Origin of the sequence: Streptomyces endophyticus, from assembly GCF_035798155.1 — a bacterium.
Taxonomy (GTDB): domain Bacteria; phylum Actinomycetota; class Actinomycetes; order Streptomycetales; family Streptomycetaceae; genus Streptomyces; species Streptomyces endophyticus.
In genome coordinates this window covers 237,379-256,215 of record NZ_JAOZYC010000093.1, presented here as the reverse complement: position 1 = coordinate 256,215, position 18,837 = coordinate 237,379, and the positions used below count along the sequence as shown (strand labels likewise).

General features: G+C 72.0%; 21 protein-coding genes. 10 read left to right on the top strand and 11 right to left on the bottom strand.

Annotated elements, in window-relative coordinates; genetic code table 11:
- Positions 1-61 precede the first annotated feature (61 nt).
- Both OKJ99_RS12785 and OKJ99_RS12780 read left to right on the top strand, forming a co-directional pair.
- The gene (locus tag OKJ99_RS12785) at positions 62-256 is read left to right on the top strand and encodes an antitoxin (protein WP_326016163.1); all 195 of its coding nucleotides are present in this window, start codon (positions 62-64) and stop codon (positions 254-256) included.
- Between the two features lie 102 nt (positions 257-358).
- On the top strand, positions 359-673 hold the full coding sequence (locus OKJ99_RS12780; protein ID WP_326016162.1) for an EthD family reductase: 315 nt from the start codon (positions 359-361) through the stop codon (positions 671-673).
- A 33-nt stretch (positions 674-706) separates the two neighbouring features.
- On the opposite strand, the gene OKJ99_RS12775 is transcribed toward OKJ99_RS12780, so the two are convergent.
- The 7 genes from OKJ99_RS12775 to OKJ99_RS12745 form a co-directional block, all read right to left on the bottom strand.
- Positions 707-1,228: a hypothetical protein gene (locus tag OKJ99_RS12775; RefSeq protein ID WP_326016161.1), complete on the bottom strand. Its 522-nt coding sequence runs from the start codon at positions 1,226-1,228 to the stop codon at positions 707-709.
- A 71-nt stretch (positions 1,229-1,299) separates the two neighbouring features.
- Positions 1,300-2,496, bottom strand: a complete 1,197-nt coding sequence (locus OKJ99_RS12770) for a pyridoxal phosphate-dependent aminotransferase (RefSeq protein WP_326016160.1) — start codon at positions 2,494-2,496, stop codon at positions 1,300-1,302.
- A gap of 14 nt (positions 2,497-2,510) precedes the next feature.
- On the bottom strand, positions 2,511-3,305 hold the full coding sequence (locus tag OKJ99_RS12765; RefSeq protein WP_326016159.1) for an alpha/beta fold hydrolase: 795 nt from the start codon (positions 3,303-3,305) through the stop codon (positions 2,511-2,513).
- Positions 3,302-3,580 carry a muconolactone Delta-isomerase family protein gene (locus OKJ99_RS12760; protein WP_456115185.1) on the bottom strand — a complete coding sequence of 93 codons (279 nt, stop codon included), beginning with the start codon at positions 3,578-3,580 and terminating at the stop codon, positions 3,302-3,304. The genes OKJ99_RS12765 and OKJ99_RS12760 overlap by 4 nt, the downstream gene beginning before the upstream one ends.
- Positions 3,581-3,604: 24 nt before the next feature.
- Positions 3,605-4,459, bottom strand: a complete 855-nt coding sequence (gene catA / locus OKJ99_RS12755) for a catechol 1,2-dioxygenase (protein ID WP_326016157.1) — start codon at positions 4,457-4,459, stop codon at positions 3,605-3,607.
- 42 nt (positions 4,460-4,501) lie between these two features.
- Entirely contained in the window at positions 4,502-5,605 is a 1,104-nt protein-coding gene (locus OKJ99_RS12750) for a mandelate racemase/muconate lactonizing enzyme family protein (RefSeq protein ID WP_326016156.1), read from the bottom strand.
- A complete protein-coding gene (locus OKJ99_RS12745) occupies positions 5,602-6,510 on the bottom strand; it encodes a LysR substrate-binding domain-containing protein (RefSeq protein ID WP_326016155.1) in 909 nt (302 codons plus the stop codon). Before OKJ99_RS12745 ends, OKJ99_RS12750 begins: the two co-directional genes overlap by 4 nt.
- A gap of 241 nt (positions 6,511-6,751) precedes the next feature.
- On the opposite strand from OKJ99_RS12745, the gene benA reads away from it, so the two are divergent.
- The 5 genes from benA to OKJ99_RS12720 all read left to right on the top strand — a co-directional run bounded on the left by benA (position 6,752) and on the right by OKJ99_RS12720 (position 13,322).
- On the top strand, positions 6,752-8,107 hold the full coding sequence (gene benA, locus OKJ99_RS12740; protein WP_326016154.1) for a benzoate 1,2-dioxygenase large subunit: 1,356 nt from the start codon (positions 6,752-6,754) through the stop codon (positions 8,105-8,107).
- A complete protein-coding gene (gene benB / locus OKJ99_RS12735; protein ID WP_326016153.1) occupies positions 8,104-8,610 on the top strand; it encodes a benzoate 1,2-dioxygenase small subunit in 507 nt (168 codons plus the stop codon). The genes benA and benB overlap by 4 nt, the downstream gene beginning before the upstream one ends.
- Before the next feature lie 74 nt (positions 8,611-8,684).
- Entirely contained in the window at positions 8,685-9,728 is a 1,044-nt protein-coding gene (benC, locus tag OKJ99_RS12730; RefSeq protein WP_326016152.1) for a benzoate 1,2-dioxygenase electron transfer component BenC, read from the top strand.
- Positions 9,725-10,501, top strand: a complete 777-nt coding sequence (benD, locus tag OKJ99_RS12725) for a benzoate diol dehydrogenase BenD (RefSeq protein ID WP_326016151.1) — start codon at positions 9,725-9,727, stop codon at positions 10,499-10,501. Before benC ends, benD begins: the two co-directional genes overlap by 4 nt.
- A 28-nt stretch (positions 10,502-10,529) precedes the next feature.
- Positions 10,530-13,322 carry a helix-turn-helix transcriptional regulator gene (locus tag OKJ99_RS12720; RefSeq protein WP_326016150.1) on the top strand — a complete coding sequence of 931 codons (2,793 nt, stop codon included), beginning with the start codon at positions 10,530-10,532 and terminating at the stop codon, positions 13,320-13,322.
- A gap of 20 nt (positions 13,323-13,342) precedes the next feature.
- Here OKJ99_RS12720 and OKJ99_RS12715 read toward each other — a convergent pair whose 3' ends face one another.
- Positions 13,343-14,068 (bottom strand): SDR family oxidoreductase, encoded by a 726-nt coding sequence (locus OKJ99_RS12715; protein ID WP_326016149.1) that lies wholly within the window; start codon positions 14,066-14,068, stop codon positions 13,343-13,345.
- Positions 14,069-14,130: 62 nt separating this feature from the next.
- Here OKJ99_RS12715 and OKJ99_RS12710 point away from each other — a divergent pair, with 62 nt between their 5' ends.
- Positions 14,131-14,526: a MerR family transcriptional regulator gene (locus OKJ99_RS12710; protein ID WP_326016148.1), complete on the top strand. Its 396-nt coding sequence runs from the start codon at positions 14,131-14,133 to the stop codon at positions 14,524-14,526.
- 37 nt (positions 14,527-14,563) lie between these two features.
- Here the strand turns inward: OKJ99_RS12710 and OKJ99_RS12705 are convergent, their stop codons facing one another.
- The 3 genes from OKJ99_RS12705 to OKJ99_RS12695 form a co-directional block, all read right to left on the bottom strand.
- The gene (locus OKJ99_RS12705; RefSeq protein ID WP_326016147.1) at positions 14,564-14,857 is read right to left on the bottom strand and encodes a DUF1876 domain-containing protein; all 294 of its coding nucleotides are present in this window, start codon (positions 14,855-14,857) and stop codon (positions 14,564-14,566) included.
- Positions 14,858-14,935: 78 nt separating this feature from the next.
- Entirely contained in the window at positions 14,936-15,964 is a 1,029-nt protein-coding gene (locus tag OKJ99_RS12700; RefSeq protein ID WP_326016146.1) for a hypothetical protein, read from the bottom strand.
- 118 nt (positions 15,965-16,082) lie between these two features.
- Positions 16,083-16,721, bottom strand: coding sequence for a TetR/AcrR family transcriptional regulator (locus tag OKJ99_RS12695; protein ID WP_326016145.1), 639 nt, complete (start codon positions 16,719-16,721; stop codon positions 16,083-16,085).
- Positions 16,722-16,804: 83 nt separating this feature from the next.
- On the opposite strand from OKJ99_RS12695, the gene OKJ99_RS12690 reads away from it, so the two are divergent.
- Together OKJ99_RS12690 and OKJ99_RS12685 are read left to right on the top strand one after the other, a co-directional pair.
- A complete protein-coding gene (locus tag OKJ99_RS12690) occupies positions 16,805-17,770 on the top strand; it encodes an aldo/keto reductase (protein WP_326016144.1) in 966 nt (321 codons plus the stop codon).
- A 138-nt stretch (positions 17,771-17,908) separates the two neighbouring features.
- Complete coding sequence (locus OKJ99_RS12685; RefSeq protein ID WP_326016143.1) at positions 17,909-18,784, top strand: universal stress protein; 876 nt, start codon at positions 17,909-17,911, stop codon at positions 18,782-18,784.
- Positions 18,785-18,837: the final 53 nt, after the last annotated feature.

Below are 18,837 nucleotides of genomic sequence, written 5' to 3'. Positions count from 1 at the left end.
AATGCGAGCCGTGCCCACAGGCGTGATCCTGGAGGTAGGAGAGGCCTACGAGGAGGTTGCCATGTCCGCGTTGGACAAGATCAAGCAGATGATCAAGGGGCACGAGGCCCAGGCAGGCAAGGGCGTCGACATGGCCGGCGATGCCGTGGACAAGAAGACGAAGGGCAAGTACAGCTCCCAGGTCGACTCCGTCCAGGACCAGGCCAAGAAGCACCTCGGCATGGACCAGGGAAAGGGACAGGACGAGCAGAAGTAACGGGGACTGCTCCGCCCCGACCGGGGAAGGTAACCGTGGTGCGGGAGGGTCGGCCGACACGGCCCTCGCCCTGAGCGGACCGTGCCACGAGGAGGCCGACCGATGTACCGGATGACCGTCATCTACGATCACCCCGCCGACCCCGAGAAGTTCCTGAAGCACTACCGGGAGGTGCACGCGCCGCTGGCCTCGCAGACGCCGGGGCTGCGGTCCTTCCAGTGGAGCGTGTCCGAGATGCCCGACGGCTCCCGGCCGCCGCATTTCGTGGTGGCGGTGCTGGACTGGGACTCCAAGGACGAGGCGCTCGCCGCGCTCGCCTCGCCGGCAGGCCAGGCGGGCGCCGAGGACATCGCCAACTTCGTCGCGCCGGGCGGGCTCAGCATGAGCTTCTCGGAGGTCATCACGTTCCCGCTCTGAGGCGCTGCCCACGCCGTCCGGCGGGCGCGAGGGTCAGTGACCGGCGAGCAGCTTCACGGAGACCACGCCCAGGCCGATCGCGGCGTTGAGCGCCGAGGTCACCGTGGCGTGCAGGGCGCCGGCGCCGGCCCTGCGACCGCCGACGAATCCCCACAGGGCCAGCGTCGCGACCTCGCTGCCGGCGGCGATCCACAGCGCCGTGGTGAGGTCCACGGCCCCCAGGGCGGACACGGCGGTCAGCAGGAGCGGTCCGATCGCGCTGGTCAGCAGAGGACTGCTGGTGAACAGCTCGTGCCGGATGTCGTGCAGGGTGGGTCGGCTGCCGTGCACGACGGGGTGGGCCTGCATGTCCGCGACCAGGGTCGCCAGCCACAGACCGATCGCGGTGGCCGCCACCGCCACTGTCGCCCCCTTGTGGGTGGCGTGCCCGCCCTGCGCGAGGCCCACCAGCACGGCGAGCAGGGTCAACGACGCGTAGATGCGCTCCTTCAGGCGCTCACCGAGCACGGCCGCACGGTCGTACCCGGCAGCCTCCGGAGGTGTGCTTTCGCTCATGATCGAACCCTATAGGGGTGTTGCGAGGGGATTGTTCCCCGCCACTTCCCCGCCACCGCGGCGAGGCCCGATCAGCGCAGGGTGGCCACGAACGTGCCCAACCGCGCCATGCCCTCGCGCAGTTCATCGGCCGACGCCGCGTACGACAGCCGTACGTGGGTGTCCGCCGTGTGCGTACCGAAGTCGCGGCCCGGGGTGAGCGCCACGTGCGCCTCCCGCAGGGCCCGTTCGCAGAACTGCCAGGAGCTGAGACCGGTGCCGCCGACGTCGAAGTAGACGTAGAACGCGCCGTCGGGCGGGACCGGGACGGGCAGGCCGATCCGGCGCAGCTCGTCGAGGACGAGCGCGCGCCGCTCGCCGAACTCGCCGCGGCGTTCCTCGCAGACCGCGAGCGACGCCGGGGTGAAGCACTCCAGAGCGGCCTGCTGGGCGGGGGCCGACGCGCACAGGAAGTAGTTCTGGGCGAGCCGCTCCATCGCGGGGACGAGCGCCTCGGGCGCGATGCACCAGCCGAGCCGCCAGCCGGTCATGCCGAAGTACTTGGAGAAGCTGTTGATGACGATGGCGTCCGGGTCGACCGACAGCGCGCTGCGCGGCGGCCGGCCGTGCTCGTCGTGGTCGCTGAGGTCGAGGTAGATCTCGTCGACGAGCCGCCACGCCCCGCGCTCGCGTGCGAACCGGCAGATCGCGTCGAGCTCGTCGACGGGCACGGAGGTCCCGGTCGGGTTTGAGGGCGTGGCGACCATGACGCCCGACGTCCGGTCCGTCCAGTGCTTTCGCACCGCTGCCGCGTCCAGCTGGAAGCGGGTGTCCGCCGCGGTGGGTACGAGGGTGACGTGTGCGCCGAAGCTCTCGACGATCTGCCGGTTGCACGGGTACGAGGGGTCCCCGATGAGCACTTCGTCGCCGGCGTCGACGAGGGCCGCGGTGGCAAGGACCAGCGCGGCGGAGGCGCCGGCGGTCACGATGACGCGGGACGGGTCGACCTCGACGTGGTGGCGCTCCCGGTAGAAGCCGGCGATCGCCTCCCTGAGGGCGGGCAGGCCCAGCGCCGCCGTGTAGGCCAGCGGCCGTCCGTCCATGGCCTCGCGCATCGCCTCGCGGACAGCCGGGGGAGCCCCGGAGTCCGGCTCCCCGAGGTTGAGTTTGACGACGTGGTGGCCCTGGGCCTCCAGCGCCGCGGCCTGCTTGGCGAACTCCATGGCGTAGAACGGGGCGACGTTCTGCGCGCGCTTCGAGATCTTGATGCGCTCGGTCGTGTCGGGCATGGCGTGATCCTATTTCAGGGGGTCGGTGCGCGGCCCAGGTGCCTCCTCAGCGTCTCCAGCAACGGCGAAGGCGCCTCCGCGGCCAGGTGTCCGCACTCCAGCACCTCCAGGGTGCTCCGCGGGACACCGGCCGCGAGTTCGCGGGCGTGGGGGAGCGGTGTCGCCATGTCCCGCGAACCGCCCACCACGAGGGTCGGCGCGGTGATGTCCGCGAGGCGGTCGCGCAGGTCGTAGGCGGCCAGGGCGTCGCAGCAGGCCGCGTAGCCCGCCGGGGCCGTCGCCGCCAGGGCGTCGAGCAGGCGGCGGCCGGTGCCCGTGGCGGCGAGGGACTCGTCGCTGAACCAGCGGTCCGGAGCGGTGTCCAGCAGTGGAGCCGTGCCCTGGTCGCGGACGAGGCGGGCCCGCTCGCGCCAGGGCCCGGGCGGGCCGAAGTGCGCCGAGGAGCAGACCAGCGCCAGGGACGCGACGCGGTCCGGGTGGTGCGCGGCGAGGTGGGCCCCGACGGCCCCGCCCAGCGAGATGCCCGCGTAGTGGAAGCGGTCCAGGCCGAGGCCGTCCGCCACGGAGAGGACCAGGCCCGCCAGGTCGGCGACCGTGGTGTCACCCGTGTCACCCGTGTCACCCGTGTCGCGCGGCGGGCCGGTGGCGGAGCCGCCGTGCCCCGGCAGGTCGTAGGCGATCGTGCGGAAGTCCCGTGACAGGCCCGGGAGCTGCTGCCCCCAGACCGCCGTGGACGTGCCCAGGGACGGGCCGAGGACCAGCGGCGGCCCGTCCGCCGGGCCGCTCACCTCGTGGTGCAACGGCGTCATCGCACCGGGCCCCCGGCGGCGAGGTCCGACGGGTGCTGGGCGAGCGGTGTCACCTCGATGGACATGAAGGGGAACAGCGGCAGGCCCCACAGGATGCGGTGCAGTGCCTCGTTGTCGGCGACGTCGAAGACACTGAGGTTGGAGTACTGACCGACACACCGCCAGATGTGCACCCACTCACCGGACTTCTGCAGCTCCTGGCAGTAGGCCTTTTCGCGGGTCACCAGGTCGGTGCGCTCGTCCGGCGCGAGGTCGCGCGGGATGTCGACGTCCATGCGTACAGCGAACAGCACAGTGCATCACGCCTTGTCGAGAACGAAGTCGTACGTCACCTCGCGCCCGTCGCCCGCGGCGACCGGCGTCGGTTCGAGGATCAGCTCGGGCTTGACGGCGGAGGCGATGTCGTCGGACACGTGCTCGCCGCCGTTGAAGTACAGCTGGGTGGTGATGAGGTGGTGGCCGGGCGCCGACACCTTGAGGTGCAGATGGGCCGGGCGCCAGGCGTGCCAGCCCGCGGCCGAGATGAGTCGGCCGCAGGAGCCGTCGGTCGGGATCTGGTACGGGGCCGGCTGCACCGTGTGGATCTTGAAGTTGCCCTGCGGGTCGGCGACGACCGTGCCGCGCAGGTTCCACTCCGGCAGGTTGGGTGCGTACTGGGAGTAGAAGCCGTCGTCGTCGGCGTGCCACATCTCGATGGTGGCGCCCGCCAGCGGCGTGCCGTCCACGGTGCGCACCTGGCCCTGGAACAGCAGGGGCGTGCCGCCCTCGTCCTCGCGCATCGGCAGGGTGGCCTCGGCGGGCAGCTCCGGCGCGTCGGGAACGTAGTACGGGCCCTCGATGGTGCCCTTGCTGCCCTCCCGGTCCTCGTTCGCGACCTCCTCGACGACGTGCTCCACCCACACGTCGAGGAAGAGCGGCCACTCGCCGTCCTCGCCGACCTGGATCAGCCACGACTTGAGCGCGTCGTACTCGGCGTAGGTGACCTTGTGGCGGCGGATGATGTCGTGGGTGGCGCCCAGGAGTTCGGAGACGAGGGTGTTGACCCGCTCGGTGTCGGCGGCCGGGGCCCCGGCGCGCTGCTTGCTGCGGAACTGCTCGGTGGCCGCGTTGCCCGACGCGGAGGCCGTGGCCTGCTCGGTGGCGGTGTCGGTCATGGTGTGTCCCATCCTTGGTGAGGTGGAGGTGCGTCGGGTGTGTCAGACGTCCAGGCGGTAGCGGGCCAGCTTCTCGGGGTCGATGGCGATCCCGAGACCCGCGCCCTCACGGACGCGCAGCGTGCCGTCCGCGATCGTGAGCGGCTCGGTGAGCAGGTCGTCGGACATGTCGAGGAAGTTGGAGAGCTCACCCGCGTGCAGCGAGGAAGAGCGGTGGGCGGCGCCGAACGCGACCGAGCACAACGTGCCGATCTGGCCGTCGATCTGATTGCCCATCACCATCTCGACGCCGAGGCCCTCGCACTGGTGCAGCACCCGCTGGGAGGCGGTGAAGCCGGTGCGGGCGGTCTTGATGCTGATGGCCGTCGCCGAGCCGCCGAGCAGCTCGCGGGTGACCTCGGCGGCCCGCGTCGCGCTCTCGTCGGCGATGAAGGGGACCTGGCTCTGCGCGACGAGCCAGCGCCGCCCCAACACGTCGTCGGCGGGGCAGAGTTCCTCCGCGAACGTCAGATCCAGGTCGGCCATCTCGCGCAGGGCGCGGGCCGCGTCGGAGGCCGACCAGCCGCGGTTGCCGTCGACGTAGAGCTCCACGTCCGGGCCGAGGGCCGTGCGCAGCGCCCGGCAGGCGGCGACGTCCTCGGTGTACGGGTTGCGGCCGACCTTCACCTTGAAGGTGGTGATGCCGTACGTGTCCCGGATCCGCTCGGCCTCGGCGACCATCACGTCGGCCGGGGCGAAGCCGACCATGTGGCTGACGCGCATCCGGTCGCCGAAGCCGCCGAGCAGCCCGGACACCGGCAGTCCCGCGCACTGGCCGAGCAGGTCCCACAGAGCCATGTCGACGGCGGCCTTGGCGGCCGGATTGCCCACGGTCCGATCGAGGCGGGCGTGCACGACCTCCCGCTCCAGGACGGTCAGTCCCAGGATCTGCGGCGCGAAGATCTTCTCGATCACCGCGACGACGGAGTCCTGCGTCTCGCCGTACGTGTAGGGGCGGGGCGGCGCCTCCGCCGTGCCCACCAGGCCCTCGTCGGTGTGCACACGGACCAGCACGTGGTCGGCGGTGTGCACCTCGCCGCTCGCGAACCGCAGCGGCTTGACGTAGGGAATGGCAAAGGGAATGGCCTCCACCTTGACGATCTTCATGGCATTCCCTCGATCTCTCTCGCAAACATGTCGTGCCGCTCCAGTACGTCCAGCAGCTGCCGGATCAGCGGCGAGTCGTCGTCGTGGCGCCAGGCCAGCGCCAGCGGCACCGTCAGCGCGTCCTCGATCTCCCGGCACACCACGCCCTCGCGGGGCGCGGAGCGGATCGAGGCGGGCAGCACCGCCACACCGAGGCCGGCGGCGACCAGGGCCAGCGCGGCCGAGGTCTCGGTGACCTCGTACGCGCGGTGCGGATAGAAGCCCGAGGCCAGGCAGGAGCGGACGACGGCGTCGTTGACGACGGAGCCGAGCGTGGCGCCGTACATGATGAAGTCCTCGTGGCGCAGCTGCTCGACGCGGATGCCCTGGGCGTCGGCGAGCCAGTGGCCCTCAGGGACGGCCGCGATGAGCGGCTCGTCGGCGATCAGCCGCTGCGCGATGCCCTCCTGGCGGATGGGCGGGCGCAGCACGCCGACGTCGAGGCGCCGCTCGATGAGGCCGAGTTCCTGGGCGGGCGTCAGCATCTCCGTGTGCACCTCCATCCTCACGTGCGGCATCTCGTGTTTCACCAGCCGTGCCAGGCTGGGCAGTTGGCGGTACGAGGCGGATCCGGTCAGGCCGACCCGGAGCACGCCCTCGACGCCGGTGGCGAACCGCCCCACGCGGGCCACCGCCTCGTCGACGGACGTGAGGATGCGCTCCACATCGGTGCGGAACACCTCGCCCGCGCCGGTCAGGGACACCTGCCGGGTGGTGCGGGTGAACAGCTCCACGCCCAGTTCCGTCTCCAGGCGGCGGATCGCCTGGGAGAGCGGCGGCTGAGCCATGTGCAGCGCCTGCGCGGCCTTGCCGAAGTGACGTGTCTCGGCGACGGCCGCGAAGTAGCGCAGGTGCCTCAATTCCATCCGACTGCCCCTTTGTTGCGGTTCGGTGGGGCCCTCGTTGCGCTTCAGCGTAGGGAGCGGACCCCATACTCCACAAATATCTTGTTGCAGCCTATTGAGATGCCCGCGATATCAATACCCCCCTGGGTCAACCCTGGGGGAATGTCCGGGGCCGACTCTTCACCCGGCTGTCATGGTGCTGAAAAGCAGCCGCAACACGGCCGCCACCAGGCAGGCCTGGCCGAGGCGAAGGGACGGGAACATGGCGGAGGGCACCAGTCGCGCACGGGGCATCCTCGCGGACGCCCTGGAGGAGGACCCCGCCCGCGGGGTCCACCGGATCAGGCGCAGCGTCTTCACCGACGAGGAACTGTTCGAGCTGGAGATGAAGCACATCTTCGAGGGGAACTGGGTCTATCTGGCCCATGAGAGCCAGATCCCGGAGATCGGGGACTACTTCACCACGTACATCGGACGCCAGCCCGTCGTCATCTCCCGTGACAAACAGGGCGAGTTGCACTGTCTGATCAACGCGTGCAGCCATCGCGGCGCCATGCTGTGCCGGCGCAAGACCGACAACCGGACCACCTTCACCTGCCCGTTCCACGGCTGGACCTTCAACAACACCGGAAAGCTGCTGAAGGTGAAGGACCCGCGCGAGGCCGGGTACCCGGAGCAGTTCAACAAGGACGGCTCGCACGACCTGAAGAAGGTCGCCCGCTTCGAGAACTACCGCGGCTTCCTCTTCGGCAGCCTCAACGCGGACGTCAAGCCGCTGGCCGAACACCTCGGGGACACCGCCGTCGTCATCGACATGATCGTCGACCAGTCCCCGGAGGGCCTGGAGGTGCTGCGCGGCTCCTCCACGTACTCCTACGACGGCAACTGGAAGCTGCAGGCGGAGAACGGCGCCGACGGCTACCACGTCTCCGCCACCCACTGGAACTACGCCGCCACCCAGGCCCGCCGCACCTCCGGCGAGTCGGAGAACGACACCAGGACGATGGACGCGGGCGGCTGGGCCAAGCAGCGCGGCGGCTTCTACTCCTTCGAGCACGGCCATCTGCTGCTGTGGACCCAGTGGCTCGACCCGGCGAACCGGCCCCTGTACGAGCGGCGCGAGGAGCTCGCCGCGCAGGTGGGCGCCGAGCGGGCCGACTGGATGATCGGCGTCTCCCGCAATCTGTGCCTCTACCCGAACGTGTACCTGATGGACCAGTTCAGCTCCCAGATCCGGCACTTCAGGCCCGTCTCCGTCGACAAGACGGAAGTCACCATCTACTGCATCGCCCCCAAGGGGGAGCCGGCCGAGCAGCGCGCGCAGCGCATCCGCCAGTACGAGGACTTCTTCAACGCCACCGGCATGGCGACCCCCGACGACCTGGAGGAGTTCCGCTCCTGCCAGAAGACGTACCTCGCCGGGTCCATGCCGTGGAACGACCTCAGCCGCGGCGCCGTGCACCAGATCGAGGGACCCGACGAGGACGCCAAGAAAATCGGCATCAACCCGGTCGCCAGCGGTGTGCGCACCGAGGACGAGGGCCTCTTCCCCATCCAGCACCGCTACTGGCTCGACACCCTCAACGCGGCCCTCGACCTGGAGGAGGCGGCCAAGTGACCACCGCAGTGCAGAAGTTCACGCTGGAGGACGTCCGCCGTTTCCTCTACCGCGAGGCCCGCCACCTCGACGACCGCGAGTTCGAGAAGTGGCTCGCCTGCTACCGCGCCGACGCCGAGTTCTGGATGCCCGCCTGGGCGGACGACGACGCGCTCACCCGCGACCCGCAGACCGAGATCTCCCTCGTCTACTACCCGAACCGGGCCGGTCTCGAGGACCGCGTCTTCCGCATCCGCACCGACCGCTCCAGCGCGACGAGCCTGCCCGAACCCCGTACCGGCCACAACATCAGCAACGTCGAGGTGACCGGCCGCGAGGGCGACCTGGTGCACGTGCGGTTCAACTGGTTCACGCTCTACTACCGCTATCAGAGCACCGACACGTACTTCGGCACGTCGTACTACACGCTCGACATCTCCGGGCCCGAGCCGCTGATCGCCCGCAAGAAGGTCGTCCTGAAGAACGACTTCGTGCACCACGTCGTGGACATCTACCACGTCTGATCCCTGATCCCTGATCCCTGATCCCTGGTCTTTGGACGCCCGCCCCGTTCCCCCTCGCCGAAATGAGCCGCCGCATGTCCTTCCAAGTCGCCCTGAACTTCGAGGACGGCATCACCCGATTCATCGAGTGCCGCCCCGACGAGACCGTGGCCGAGGCCTCCTACAAGGCCCGCATCAACATCCCGCTCGACTGCCGCGACGGCGCCTGCGGGACCTGCAAGTCCCGCTGCGAGTCCGGTGGTTACGACGGCGGCGACTACATCGACGAGGCCCTCACCGACGACGAGGCCGCGGCCGGATACTGCCTGCCCTGCCAGATGACCCCGCACAGCGACCTCGTGCTGAACATCCCGGCCAACTCGGCCGCCGCCAAGACCGGTCCGGCCACCCACACCGCGACCCTCGCCGACCTCAAGCGGCACTCGGCTACGACGGTCGAGTTCACCCTCGACGTCGACGACCGCGACGCCCTCGACTTCCTGCCCGGCCAGTACGTCGACATCGCCGTGCCCGGCACCGACCAGACCCGCTCGTACTCCTTCAGCTCCGGACCGAACCAGCGCCAACTGTCCTTCCTGGTCCGCGTCGTCGACGGCGGCGCCATGTCCGGATACCTCGACGAGCGCGCCCGGATCGGCGACCGCATCGAATTCACCGGCCCCATGGGCAGCTTCTACCTGCGCGACCGGGCCCGCCCCGCCCTGCTGCTCGCCGGCGGAACCGGCCTCGCGCCGCTCCTGTCGATGCTGGAGCGCATCGCCCAGCACCCGGCGGGACAGCCCGTGCACCAGCCCGTGCACCTGCTCTACGGTGTCACCACAGACGAGGACCTCGTCCACCTGGACACCCTTGAGGACTACGCCGAGGTCGTCCCGGGTCTCACCTTCGACCACTGCGTCGCCGACGCCGCCTCCACCGCCCGCAACAAGGGCTTCGTGACCGGCCTGATGGACGCGGCGACCCTGCACGACGGCGCAGCCGACGTCTATCTGTGCGGCCCGCCCGCCATGGTCGAGGCCGTCCGCGGACACATCACCGCCCTCGGGGTGACCCCGGCGGGCTTCCACTACGAGAAGTTCACCCCGGCCGCCCGCGCCACCGCGGAGGCCGCCGCGTGAGCGTGCACATCGACCGGTTCGCCGGGAAGCGGGCCGTGGTCACGGGAGCCGGCCAGGGCATCGGGCTCGCCGTGGCCCACCGGCTCGTCGCCGAGGGGGCGGACGTCGTCCTCGTCGACCGTGCCGACACCGTCCGCGAGGCCGCGGCCGAACTCAAGTCGCACGCCGTCCTCGCCGACCTCGAAACCTACGACGGCGCCCGCACCGCCCTGACGGAGGCCGCCCAACTCCTCGGCGGAGTCGACGTGTTGGTCAACAACGTCGGCGGCGCGATCAACTTCAAACCGTTCACCGAGTTCACCGCCACCGAGATCCAGGCGGAGATCACCCGCTCCCTGATGACGACCCTGTGGTCCTGCCGCGCCGCCCTGCCCGGCATGACGGCCCAGGGCCACGGAGTGATCGTGAACGTGTCGTCGGCGGCCACCCGCGGAATCCACCGCATCCCGTACTCCGCGGCCAAGGGCGGCATCAACGCCCTCACCGCCTCGCTCGCCCTCGAATACGCCGAGGCCGGCATCCGCGTCGTGGCCACCGCGCCGGGCGGCACCGACGCCCCGCCCCGCCGCGTCTCGCGCGGCACACCTTCGCACGACACCGAGAGGGAGCGGGCCTGGTTCCGGGCACACATCGACCAGACCGTCGCCTCCAGCCTGCTCAAGCGCTACGGGACCCTCGACGAGCAGGCCGCAGCCATCTGCTTCCTCGCGTCCGAGGAGGCCTCGTACATCACCGGAAGTGTCCTGCCGGTCGCAGGCGGCGATCTTGGCTGATCAGGTCCCCCTGCTAGCGTTTTGGACCATGAACGGGCGCCCGGAACCGCGGGGCGGCCTCGTCGGACGCACCGGCGAGGCCGCGGCACTGACCCGGGCGCTCACCGCGGCGTGCTCCGGGCACCCCGGCCTCCTGCTCGTCGAGGGGCCCGCGGGCATCGGCAAGACCGCCCTGGTCCAGCACGTCCTGGACACCTTCCGCGCCGACGGCTCCCGGGTGCGTACGGTGTCCGTCTCCGGCGTCCCGTGGGAGGGCGAGCTGCCGTTCGGCCTCGCCCGCCAGCTCGCCCTCGCGCTCGGCGCCGCCCTGCCCGACCCGCAGGACCCGGCGGCCGTCCTGGAGGTGGCCGAACCGCTGCGGCGGCAGTGGGCGGCCCGGCAGGCACGCGACCCCGTCGTCGTGGTCGTCGACGACGCCCACTGGGCCGACGTGGAGAGCCTGCGCGCGGTCGGCTCGGCGCTGCGCAGGATGTCCGACGAGCGCGTCCTCGTCGTGCTCCTCGCACGGGACCGGCCCGACGAACTCGGCGGACCGACGGGGGCGCCGCCCGCCGCCCTGCTGCGCACCCGCGAGTTCCTCGACGGCTGCGAGGGAACCGCCCTGCGCCTCGGCCCGCTCGACCCGCACGACGCCCGCGCCCTCGCACGCGAAGGACACGGTCTCGCGCTGGAACTTCCCACGGCCCGGCACCTGTGCGAGCGCACGCGCGGCAACCCCCGCCACATGTCCCGGCTCCTCGCCGAACTGCCCCGCGACGTCTGGAGCGACTGGCGCCCCGAACTCCCCGCGCCCGCCCGCGGCACCGACGCCGTACGCCACCGCCTCGACCGGTGCGGCCCGGCCGCCCGCGGGCTCGTCGAGGCGTGCGCGGTGCTCGGCGACGAGGCGCCCCTGAGCGAGGCGTCGACACTCTCCGGACTGAGCGGCGACCCGCTGCCCGCCGTCGACGAGGCCCGCGCCGCCGGACTCCTCACCGCCGCCGTCGACCCCGGGCGCGCCCAACTCGCCTTCTCCCACCCGCTCGTACGCGCCGCCGTCCTGACCGGGATCGACCTGACGGACCGGGCCGCCCTGCACCGGCGGGCCGCCGAACTCGTCCAGGACACGGGGCGCGCCCTGCTGCACCGGGTGTCCGCCCTCGCGGCCCCCGACGAGGACCTCGCCGGCGAACTCGACCGGTACGCGACCCGGCGGGCCAGCGCGGGGGAGTGGTCCGCCGTGGCCGACACCCTCGTGCGGGCCGGACGGCTCAGCACCGGACGCGCGAGCCGCGAGGACCGTCTGCTGCGCGCCGTCGACGCCATGATCGGGGCGGGCGACATCCCCCAAGCCGCCATGTTCGCGGCGGAGTTGGAGAGCTTCCCGGCGAGCGCCCTGCGGGACACCGTGCTCGCCTACCTCGCCATCATGCGCGGCAGGCCCGCAGAGGCCGAGTCGCTCCTGAACGCCGCCGAGGCGCACTGCGACGCCGCGCGCAGACCGGAGCTGATGGCGAGGATCAGCCAGCGGCGCGTGCTGCACGCCCTCGCCCGCTGGGACGGGGAGGAGCTCGTCACCTGGGCCCGCCGTGCCGTCGGCCTGGCGCAGGCGGACGACCCGTCCGGCATCGAATCGGAAGCCGTGCTCGGCCTCGGGCTCGCGATGACGGGACGGCACGACGAGGCCGCGGCCGCCTACGAGGAGGCCGCCGCGGGACACCCGGCCGGTGCCCAGCCGCAGCGCTTCCAACTGGGCCTGGGCTGGGTCGACTTCGCCACCGACGCCCCCGAGTCCGCCCGCCGCAGGCTGGAGGCCGCCGTCCCCACCGGGTACCGGATGGGCTCGACCCGGATCTCCCTGTGGGCCCAAGGCTGGCTGGCCCGCACCCAGTTCGCCCTCGGCGCCTGGTCGGAGGCGCTGGAGACGGCGCAGCGCGCGGCCGAACGGCTCTCCGTCGTCCGCATCGAAATCGTGCGCCCGCTCGTGCACTGGACCGCCGCGCAGATCCACGCACTACGCGGCGACGCGGCCGCCGCCGACCACCACGTCGGCGCGGCCCTGGCCGACGTCCACCCGTACGCCTGCATGCTGGTGCCGTCATGCCTGGCGCGCGCCCAGGTCGCGGAGTCGCGCGGCGAGTACGAGCGCGTCGTCGAGGCGCTGACACCGGTGGTGCAGCTCGACCCCAGGGGCTCCGTCGACGAACCCGGCTTCTGGCCCTGGCCCGACGTCTACGCCAACGCCCTGGTCATGACGGGCCGCCTCGACGAGGCCGACCGCTTCCTGCGCCCGCACGAACAGTGTGCCGATGCGCGCGGACAGCGCTCGGCGCAGGCCCGACTCGGCCTCGCACGGGGCCGGTTGACCGCCGCGAGCGGTGACATCGAGGCGGCCCGGAGCCAGTTCGACCGGGCCCTGGCGCGACTCGACGGGCTGCCGCTGCCGTACGACCGGGCCCGCGTGAACTTCGCGTACGGCCAGACCCTGCGCCGGGTCGGCAAACGGCGCGAGGCCGACACCGTCCTGAGGAACGCGCGGGACGCCTACGCCACGCTGGGCGCCCGCACCTACGTCGAACGGTGCGACCGCGAACTCCAGGCGGGCGGCCTGCAATCCGGGAGGGCCACGGCGGGCCTGGCGCGACTCACGCCGCAGGAGCGGGCGGTGGCGAAGGTGGTCGCCGCGGGAGCCACCAACCAGCAGGCGGCACTGGAACTGTTCATCTCCGTGAAGACGGTCCAGTACCACCTGACGCACGTCTACTCCAAGCTCGGCATCCGCTCACGCAGCGAACTGGCCGCGCGCTTCCGGGAGTCGGCCGAGAGCGGTGATCACTTCTAGGGCCCGGTGTGAAGGCAGGCTCACGGCCTGGTGGCGCCCTGTGCGGACAGTTGCGGATACAGAAGGGCCGGGTCCTCGCCCAGCCGGGACTTCCACTGGGCCGTCCGCCCGTCGGCCAGCACTTCGAGGGAACCGGCCTCAAGGCCGTCCAGCGCGGCCTTCGCGATCACATCGGGGTCCGACTTCACGTCGTCGATGCCCGCCATCATTTCGGTGTCGACGCTTGCCATGGCCAGCGCCGTGATCTGCGTGCCCTGTCCGGCGAGTTCGTACCGGATGCCGTTGGTCAGCGCCCAAGCGGCGGCCTTCGACGCCCCGTAGCTGTTGGAGTGCTCGTATGCCATCCACGCCATGACCGACAGTACGTTCAGCACGGCACCGCCGCCGTTGGCGTCCAGGACCGGCGCGAAGGCGCGCACCATGCGAAGGGTGCCGAAGAAGTTGGTCTCCATCTCCAGCCGGATGTCGTCCTCCGCACCGTCGGTGAGCCGGGCGAAGGTCGACACCCCGGCGTTGTTGATGAGCAGGGTGACGTCGTCGGCCAGGTCCGCGGCCCGGGTCACCGACCCGTCATCCGTGACGTCCAGCATCAGCGGAACGACACCGGGCATCTCGGGGATGGTCTCCGGCCGGCGGGTGGCCGCATAGATCTTCTTGGCTCCCCGGCGTCGCAGCTCGGTGACGAAGCTGTGCCCGATACCGCGGTTGGCGCCGGTGACCAGCGCAATCTCGTTTCGAATGTCCATGTCCGCTACGCTAAAACCTCACGTTGACGTGAGGGTCAAGTGCGGACGAGGGGGACGGGGTTGTGAAGATCGGAGAGCTGGCGCAGCGGGCCGGTGTGAGCGTGCGTGCCTTGCGCTACTACGAGGAACAAGGCTTGCTCAGTCCGGAGCGCACCCCGTCGGGACAGCGCACTTACGGTGAAGGCACCGTCGAGGTGGTACGCCTGTTCCAGCAGTTCTACGCGGCCGGCCTCAGCAGTCGGTCCATCGCGGCACTGTTGCCCTGCGTGAACAACGGCCGCACCACCGCCACACAGCGCCGCATGCTCCGCACCGAACGCGACCGCCTCTCGGACAGGGTCGAGGAAATGACTCATACGCTCCACCGGCTCGACCAGCTCATCACCGCCGCCGACCACCGCGGTGGGACAACTCTGAGCCACGCGCCGATGGATGAGACCACCACGGTCGCTTCGTAGCGGACGGCGAGTTCCGGCGAGCGGGTCCCCGCGCCGGTCACGGCATGTGCCAGCCCGGGACGCTCCGCCGCTCAGGGGCGACACTCCCGGCCAGCTCCACGATGTCGTCGACGGCGACATCGTGCACCCGCAGGGCCAGGTCCTCCAGGGCGCGGCCCACGGCGAGTTCGTCACCGATCTCCGGCACCGGCCGGTCGATCGGGTTGCGCCGTGCCGTGCCGTGGCCGAGGACCGTCATGGAGCTCCCCGGCGCGGTGAGTTCGGCACGGGCGCGGGTCTCGTCGCCCTCCTCGGTGATGTGGATCCGGACGGTCCACTCCTTGGCGGTCATGGCGATCACCTGCCCGACTGGGAAGTCCTCACCCCAGAGTGCCCGGTGCCGCGCGGCCGGTCCAGGGACGGGCCGACCTCACTCGTACATCACGTACGACGGGCGCGGGCGCAGGCCCAGGACCTGGTCGGGGGTCATCAGCTCGGTGCCGCCCTCGGTGTCCTCCTCGAAGAACAGCTTGAAACCGGTGCGGAGCCGGTCGGGCAGCGGGTCGACCAGGCGGTCCCAGGTGTGCCGTTTGAGGTCCGGGCTGCCTATGCCGTCGGCGCTCTTGATCACGGCGACTCCCTCGGGGACGGCGAGCGCCTTTTCGTCGTGGACGACCGACTCGGCGACCTGGTGGTAGACGAACGCCTTCTCCGGCAGGTCGTGGCGGTCCACGAGGGAGGCGAGGTGGTCGGCGATCCGGGTGAGTTCGGGGCCGCTGGTGTGTCCGTAGGTGTCGCCGGGGATCTGGCCGGGATCCATCTCCCACTCGGGGTCGAGGGCGATGCCCACGTCCGGCCGCACGAGCCACTTCTCCAGGGCCTTCACCTCGCCGAGCGCGTCCGCGCGGCCGGGCTGGATGTTGAGCAGCAGCAGCGCCTTGTGCCGGCGCGCGGCCTCGTGGAAGGTGCGGATCGTCGCGTCGGGCGTGCGCGTGCGATATGTGCCGTCGGGGCCCGCGCCGGGGTTGGCGACGGTGGCCAGCAGCTCCAGGACGGGCAGCACACGGCGGCCGTCGGCGTACGCGCGCCCGCGCCGTTCGAGCTCCGCGACCCGGTCGTCGAGGTCACCCGTGCCGAGCCGGCCGAGAGCGGTCGCGCCCGGCAGTCCGCAGTAGCCGACGAGCCGGTGCTCGGGGAACAACCGGCGTCCACCGCGCGGCAGTTCGGGGCGGCGGCGGGTGCGGCGAGGTGATGGTGACGGGGACCGTGCGGACTCCGAGGGGCCGCGCCCGGCCTTCTCGGTACTGGAGGGCCGGTCGTCGGCCCCGGACGTGCCGCATCCACCGACGAGCGCGGCGGCGGACGTGAGCCCCGCGGCGAGCAGCGCCCGCCGCCGCGAACCGCCCGCCCCGGGGTCCGTGTCGTCGTCGCGGCCGGCGCTGTGACCGACTGTCCGCATCTGGCCTCCCCACGCAGTGATGATCATCGTCCGTGGGGTGCCTTGCCGACGGGCGCGGGACGAAACGTGTGCGGGGGCGCGTGCGGTGCTGTTCAGCCACAGGGGTGCGGGGGAGGGGCTATCCCGATGTCGCGGCCCCGGTGCCCGCCTTCTCGGGTGGGCGCAGCGCGTCCACCACGAGGTCGAGCAGGTTGCGGACGCGGTCGCCGCGGTCGCCCGCCGTCGTCGACAGGAACACGCCGAGCAGCATGGTGATCACGTCGTCGGCGGGCACGTCGCCGCGCAGTGTGCCCGTGCGCGCGCCGGCGTCGAGGAACGCGGCGACCGCGGCGGTCAGACGCTCCCGGGTGTTCACCGTGACGCCGCGCCCGGAGGCCGGGGCGAGGGTGAGGCTGCCGGCCATCGCGCGCTTGGCCGTGACGAGGTCCGCGTACCGGTCCATCCAGGCGCGCAGCGCGTCCTGCGGCGACAGCTCGTCGAGCAGGGGCTCGACGGCGGCGGTCACGGAGTCCAGCTCGGCGGAGTAGACGGCCTCGACGAGGGCCTCGCGGGTGGGGAAGTGCCGGTAGAGGGTGCCGATGCCGACGCCCGCCTCGCGGGCGATCGCCTCCAGGGCCACCGTCGTGTCGTCCCGGGTGAACGCGGTGCGGGCGGCGGTGAGGAGTCTCTCCCGGTTGCGGCGGGCGTCCGCGCGGGCGGGTCGGTCGGCCTTGCCCGCGCCGGGCGCCGGATTCGGGTCAGAGTGGGACGCAGGCAAAGCGGAGGCTCCTCCGGTTGTGCTACCTTCGGCGTAACGGAGGTTCCTCCGTTTCTTCTATCTTCGCACGAGGCGGGATTCCCATGACCTCTTCCGCGTCTTCTTCTGCTTCCTCTCCCTCCGCGGTCACCGCGAACGGCACCCCGCGCCCCGGCGGCGCCGGACGGCTCATCGGCCGGGACGTCTCGCGCGTCGGATTCGGCGCGATGCAGCTGCCGCGCCTGGACCCGGACCGCGCCACGGCCGTCGCCCTGCTGCGCCGCGCCGTGGAGCTGGGCGTCGACCACATCGACACCGCCCAGTTCTACGGGGACGGCTTCTCCAACGAGATCATCCGCGAGGCGCTGCGCCCCGAGGACGACGTCCTCGTCGTCAGCAAGGTCGGCGCCACCCCCGACTCCGGCGGCCCGCTGCCGCTGCGGCTCGCCCAGCGGCCCGAGGAGCTGCGGGCCGGCGTCGAGGACAACCTCAAGAGCCTCGGCGTCGACCAGGTTCCGCTGGTCAACCTGCGCCGCGCCGAGACAGGACCCGGCCTGCGGGCCGAGGGCGACCAGGTCGTCGACATCGACGACCAGCTCGCCGTCATGACCGCCCTGCGCGACGAGGGCAAGATCGGCGCCATCGGGCTCAGCAACGTGGGCCTCGACGAACTGCGCCGGGGCCTGCCCGCCGGGATCGCCTGCGTACAGAACGCGTACAGCCTCGTGGCCCGCGACGACGAGGAGATGCTGCGGCTCTGCCTCGCCGAGGACATCGCCTGGGTGCCCTACTTCCCGCTGGGCAGCGCCTTCCCCGGCATGCCCAAGGTCACCGACGAGCCCGCCGTCGCCGCGGCCGCCGGGGTGCTGGGCGCGACACCGGCCCAGGTCGGACTCGCCTGGCTGCTGCACCACGCCCCGAACGTCCTGCTGATCCCGGGCACCGCCGACCCCGACCACCTCGCGGCGAACGTCGCGGCGGGCGCGCTCGCCCTCGACGCGGCGACCCTGGCGCGGCTGGACGCCGTGCCGACGCGCTCGGGCGACATCGAGATCGACGGGCACGAGTGAGCGGGTGACGGTGGGCCCGAACGTCACCGCGGGCGAGGCTCCTCCGGCCGCCCCGCCGTGCGACGGGCCGCCTGCCGGGTCAGTCTGGACACGGCAGCCACACGGGCTGGACGGCACAGGCGGCGAGGGAGTGCACACATGGCGGGCCACCTACTGGTCGGAGTCGACGGGTCGGAGTCGAGCCTGGAGGCGGTCGCGGTCGCCGCGCACGAGGCGCGGCGCCGCGGACTCGGCGTGCGCATCCTGAACGCGTTCACCTGGCCGATGCTGAAGTTTCCGCACGGCTCGTCGTCCGAGACCACCGCGGAGCCGGCCCTGCGCCGCCGGGCCGAGGAGACCGTGGCGGCCGCGGTCGAGCGGGCCCGCGCCGAGGAGCCGGACCTCGGCTCGGTGCAGGGCGAGGTCGTCACGGGCGAAGCGCTCACCGTCCTGGCCGCCCGGTCGCGCGACGCCGACCTGCTCGTCGTCGGCAGCCGCGGCCTGGGCGCCTTCTCCGGCCTGCTGGTCGGCTCGATCGCCGTGCACCTCGCCGCGCACGCGGACTGCCCCGTCCTCGTCGTGCGCGGCCGAGCGCATCCGGAAGGCCCCGTGGCGGTCGCCGTCGACGGCTCGGACGCCGCGAAGGCGGCGGTCGAGGAGGGCTTCGACGAGGCCGCGCGCCGCGGGACGGGCCTGCTGGCCGTGCACGTGTGGAACACCTGGAGCGGCACGGGGCCCGCGGGCCCCGGCGGACCCGCGCCGCTCTGGTTCGACACGGACAAGCTGCGCGAGGACAGCGAGCAGGCGCTGTCGGGGGCGCTGGCCGCAGGCCGGGCCCGCCACCCCGACGTCGAGGTCGAGGCGCGCTCGGTGCACGGCCGGGTGCGCCCGAGCCTGATCGAGACGTCGCAGGAGGCGAGCCTCCTCGTGGTCGGCGCGCGCGGCCGGGGCGGCTTCCAGGGGCTGCTGCTCGGCTCGGTCAGCCAGGCGCTGCTGCAGCACGCGGAGTGCCCGGTCCTCGTCATGCGCCGCTGACGGGACTTCGGCACTTCGGCACTTCAGCTTCGGCCCTTCGGCGAGAGCCTCGC

Bases quoted from the DNA above. Each gene is read 5' to 3' on its own strand.
- OKJ99_RS12785 (WP_326016163.1), top strand. From the start codon at position 62: ATGTCCGCGTTGGACAAGATCAAGCAGATGATCAAGGGGCACGAGGCC.
- OKJ99_RS12780 (WP_326016162.1), top strand. From the start codon at position 359: ATGTACCGGATGACCGTCATCTACGATCACCCCGCCGACCCCGAGAAG.
- OKJ99_RS12775 (WP_326016161.1), bottom strand. From the start codon at position 1,228: ATGAGCGAAAGCACACCTCCGGAGGCTGCCGGGTACGACCGTGCGGCC.
- OKJ99_RS12770 (WP_326016160.1), bottom strand. From the start codon at position 2,496: ATGCCCGACACGACCGAGCGCATCAAGATCTCGAAGCGCGCGCAGAAC.
- OKJ99_RS12765 (WP_326016159.1), bottom strand. From the start codon at position 3,305: ATGACGCCGTTGCACCACGAGGTGAGCGGCCCGGCGGACGGGCCGCCG.
- OKJ99_RS12760 (WP_456115185.1), bottom strand. From the start codon at position 3,580: ATGGACGTCGACATCCCGCGCGACCTCGCGCCGGACGAGCGCACCGAC.
- catA (WP_326016157.1), bottom strand. From the start codon at position 4,459: ATGACCGACACCGCCACCGAGCAGGCCACGGCCTCCGCGTCGGGCAAC.
- OKJ99_RS12750 (WP_326016156.1), bottom strand. From the start codon at position 5,605: ATGAAGATCGTCAAGGTGGAGGCCATTCCCTTTGCCATTCCCTACGTC.
- OKJ99_RS12745 (WP_326016155.1), bottom strand. From the start codon at position 6,510: ATGGAATTGAGGCACCTGCGCTACTTCGCGGCCGTCGCCGAGACACGT.
- benA (WP_326016154.1), top strand. From the start codon at position 6,752: ATGGCGGAGGGCACCAGTCGCGCACGGGGCATCCTCGCGGACGCCCTG.
- benC (WP_326016152.1), top strand. From the start codon at position 8,685: ATGTCCTTCCAAGTCGCCCTGAACTTCGAGGACGGCATCACCCGATTC.
- OKJ99_RS12720 (WP_326016150.1), top strand. From the start codon at position 10,530: ATGAACGGGCGCCCGGAACCGCGGGGCGGCCTCGTCGGACGCACCGGC.
- OKJ99_RS12715 (WP_326016149.1), bottom strand. From the start codon at position 14,068: ATGGACATTCGAAACGAGATTGCGCTGGTCACCGGCGCCAACCGCGGT.
- OKJ99_RS12705 (WP_326016147.1), bottom strand. From the start codon at position 14,857: ATGACCGCCAAGGAGTGGACCGTCCGGATCCACATCACCGAGGAGGGC.
- OKJ99_RS12700 (WP_326016146.1), bottom strand. From the start codon at position 15,964: ATGCGGACAGTCGGTCACAGCGCCGGCCGCGACGACGACACGGACCCC.
- OKJ99_RS12690 (WP_326016144.1), top strand. From the start codon at position 16,805: ATGACCTCTTCCGCGTCTTCTTCTGCTTCCTCTCCCTCCGCGGTCACC.
- OKJ99_RS12685 (WP_326016143.1), top strand. From the start codon at position 17,909: ATGGCGGGCCACCTACTGGTCGGAGTCGACGGGTCGGAGTCGAGCCTG.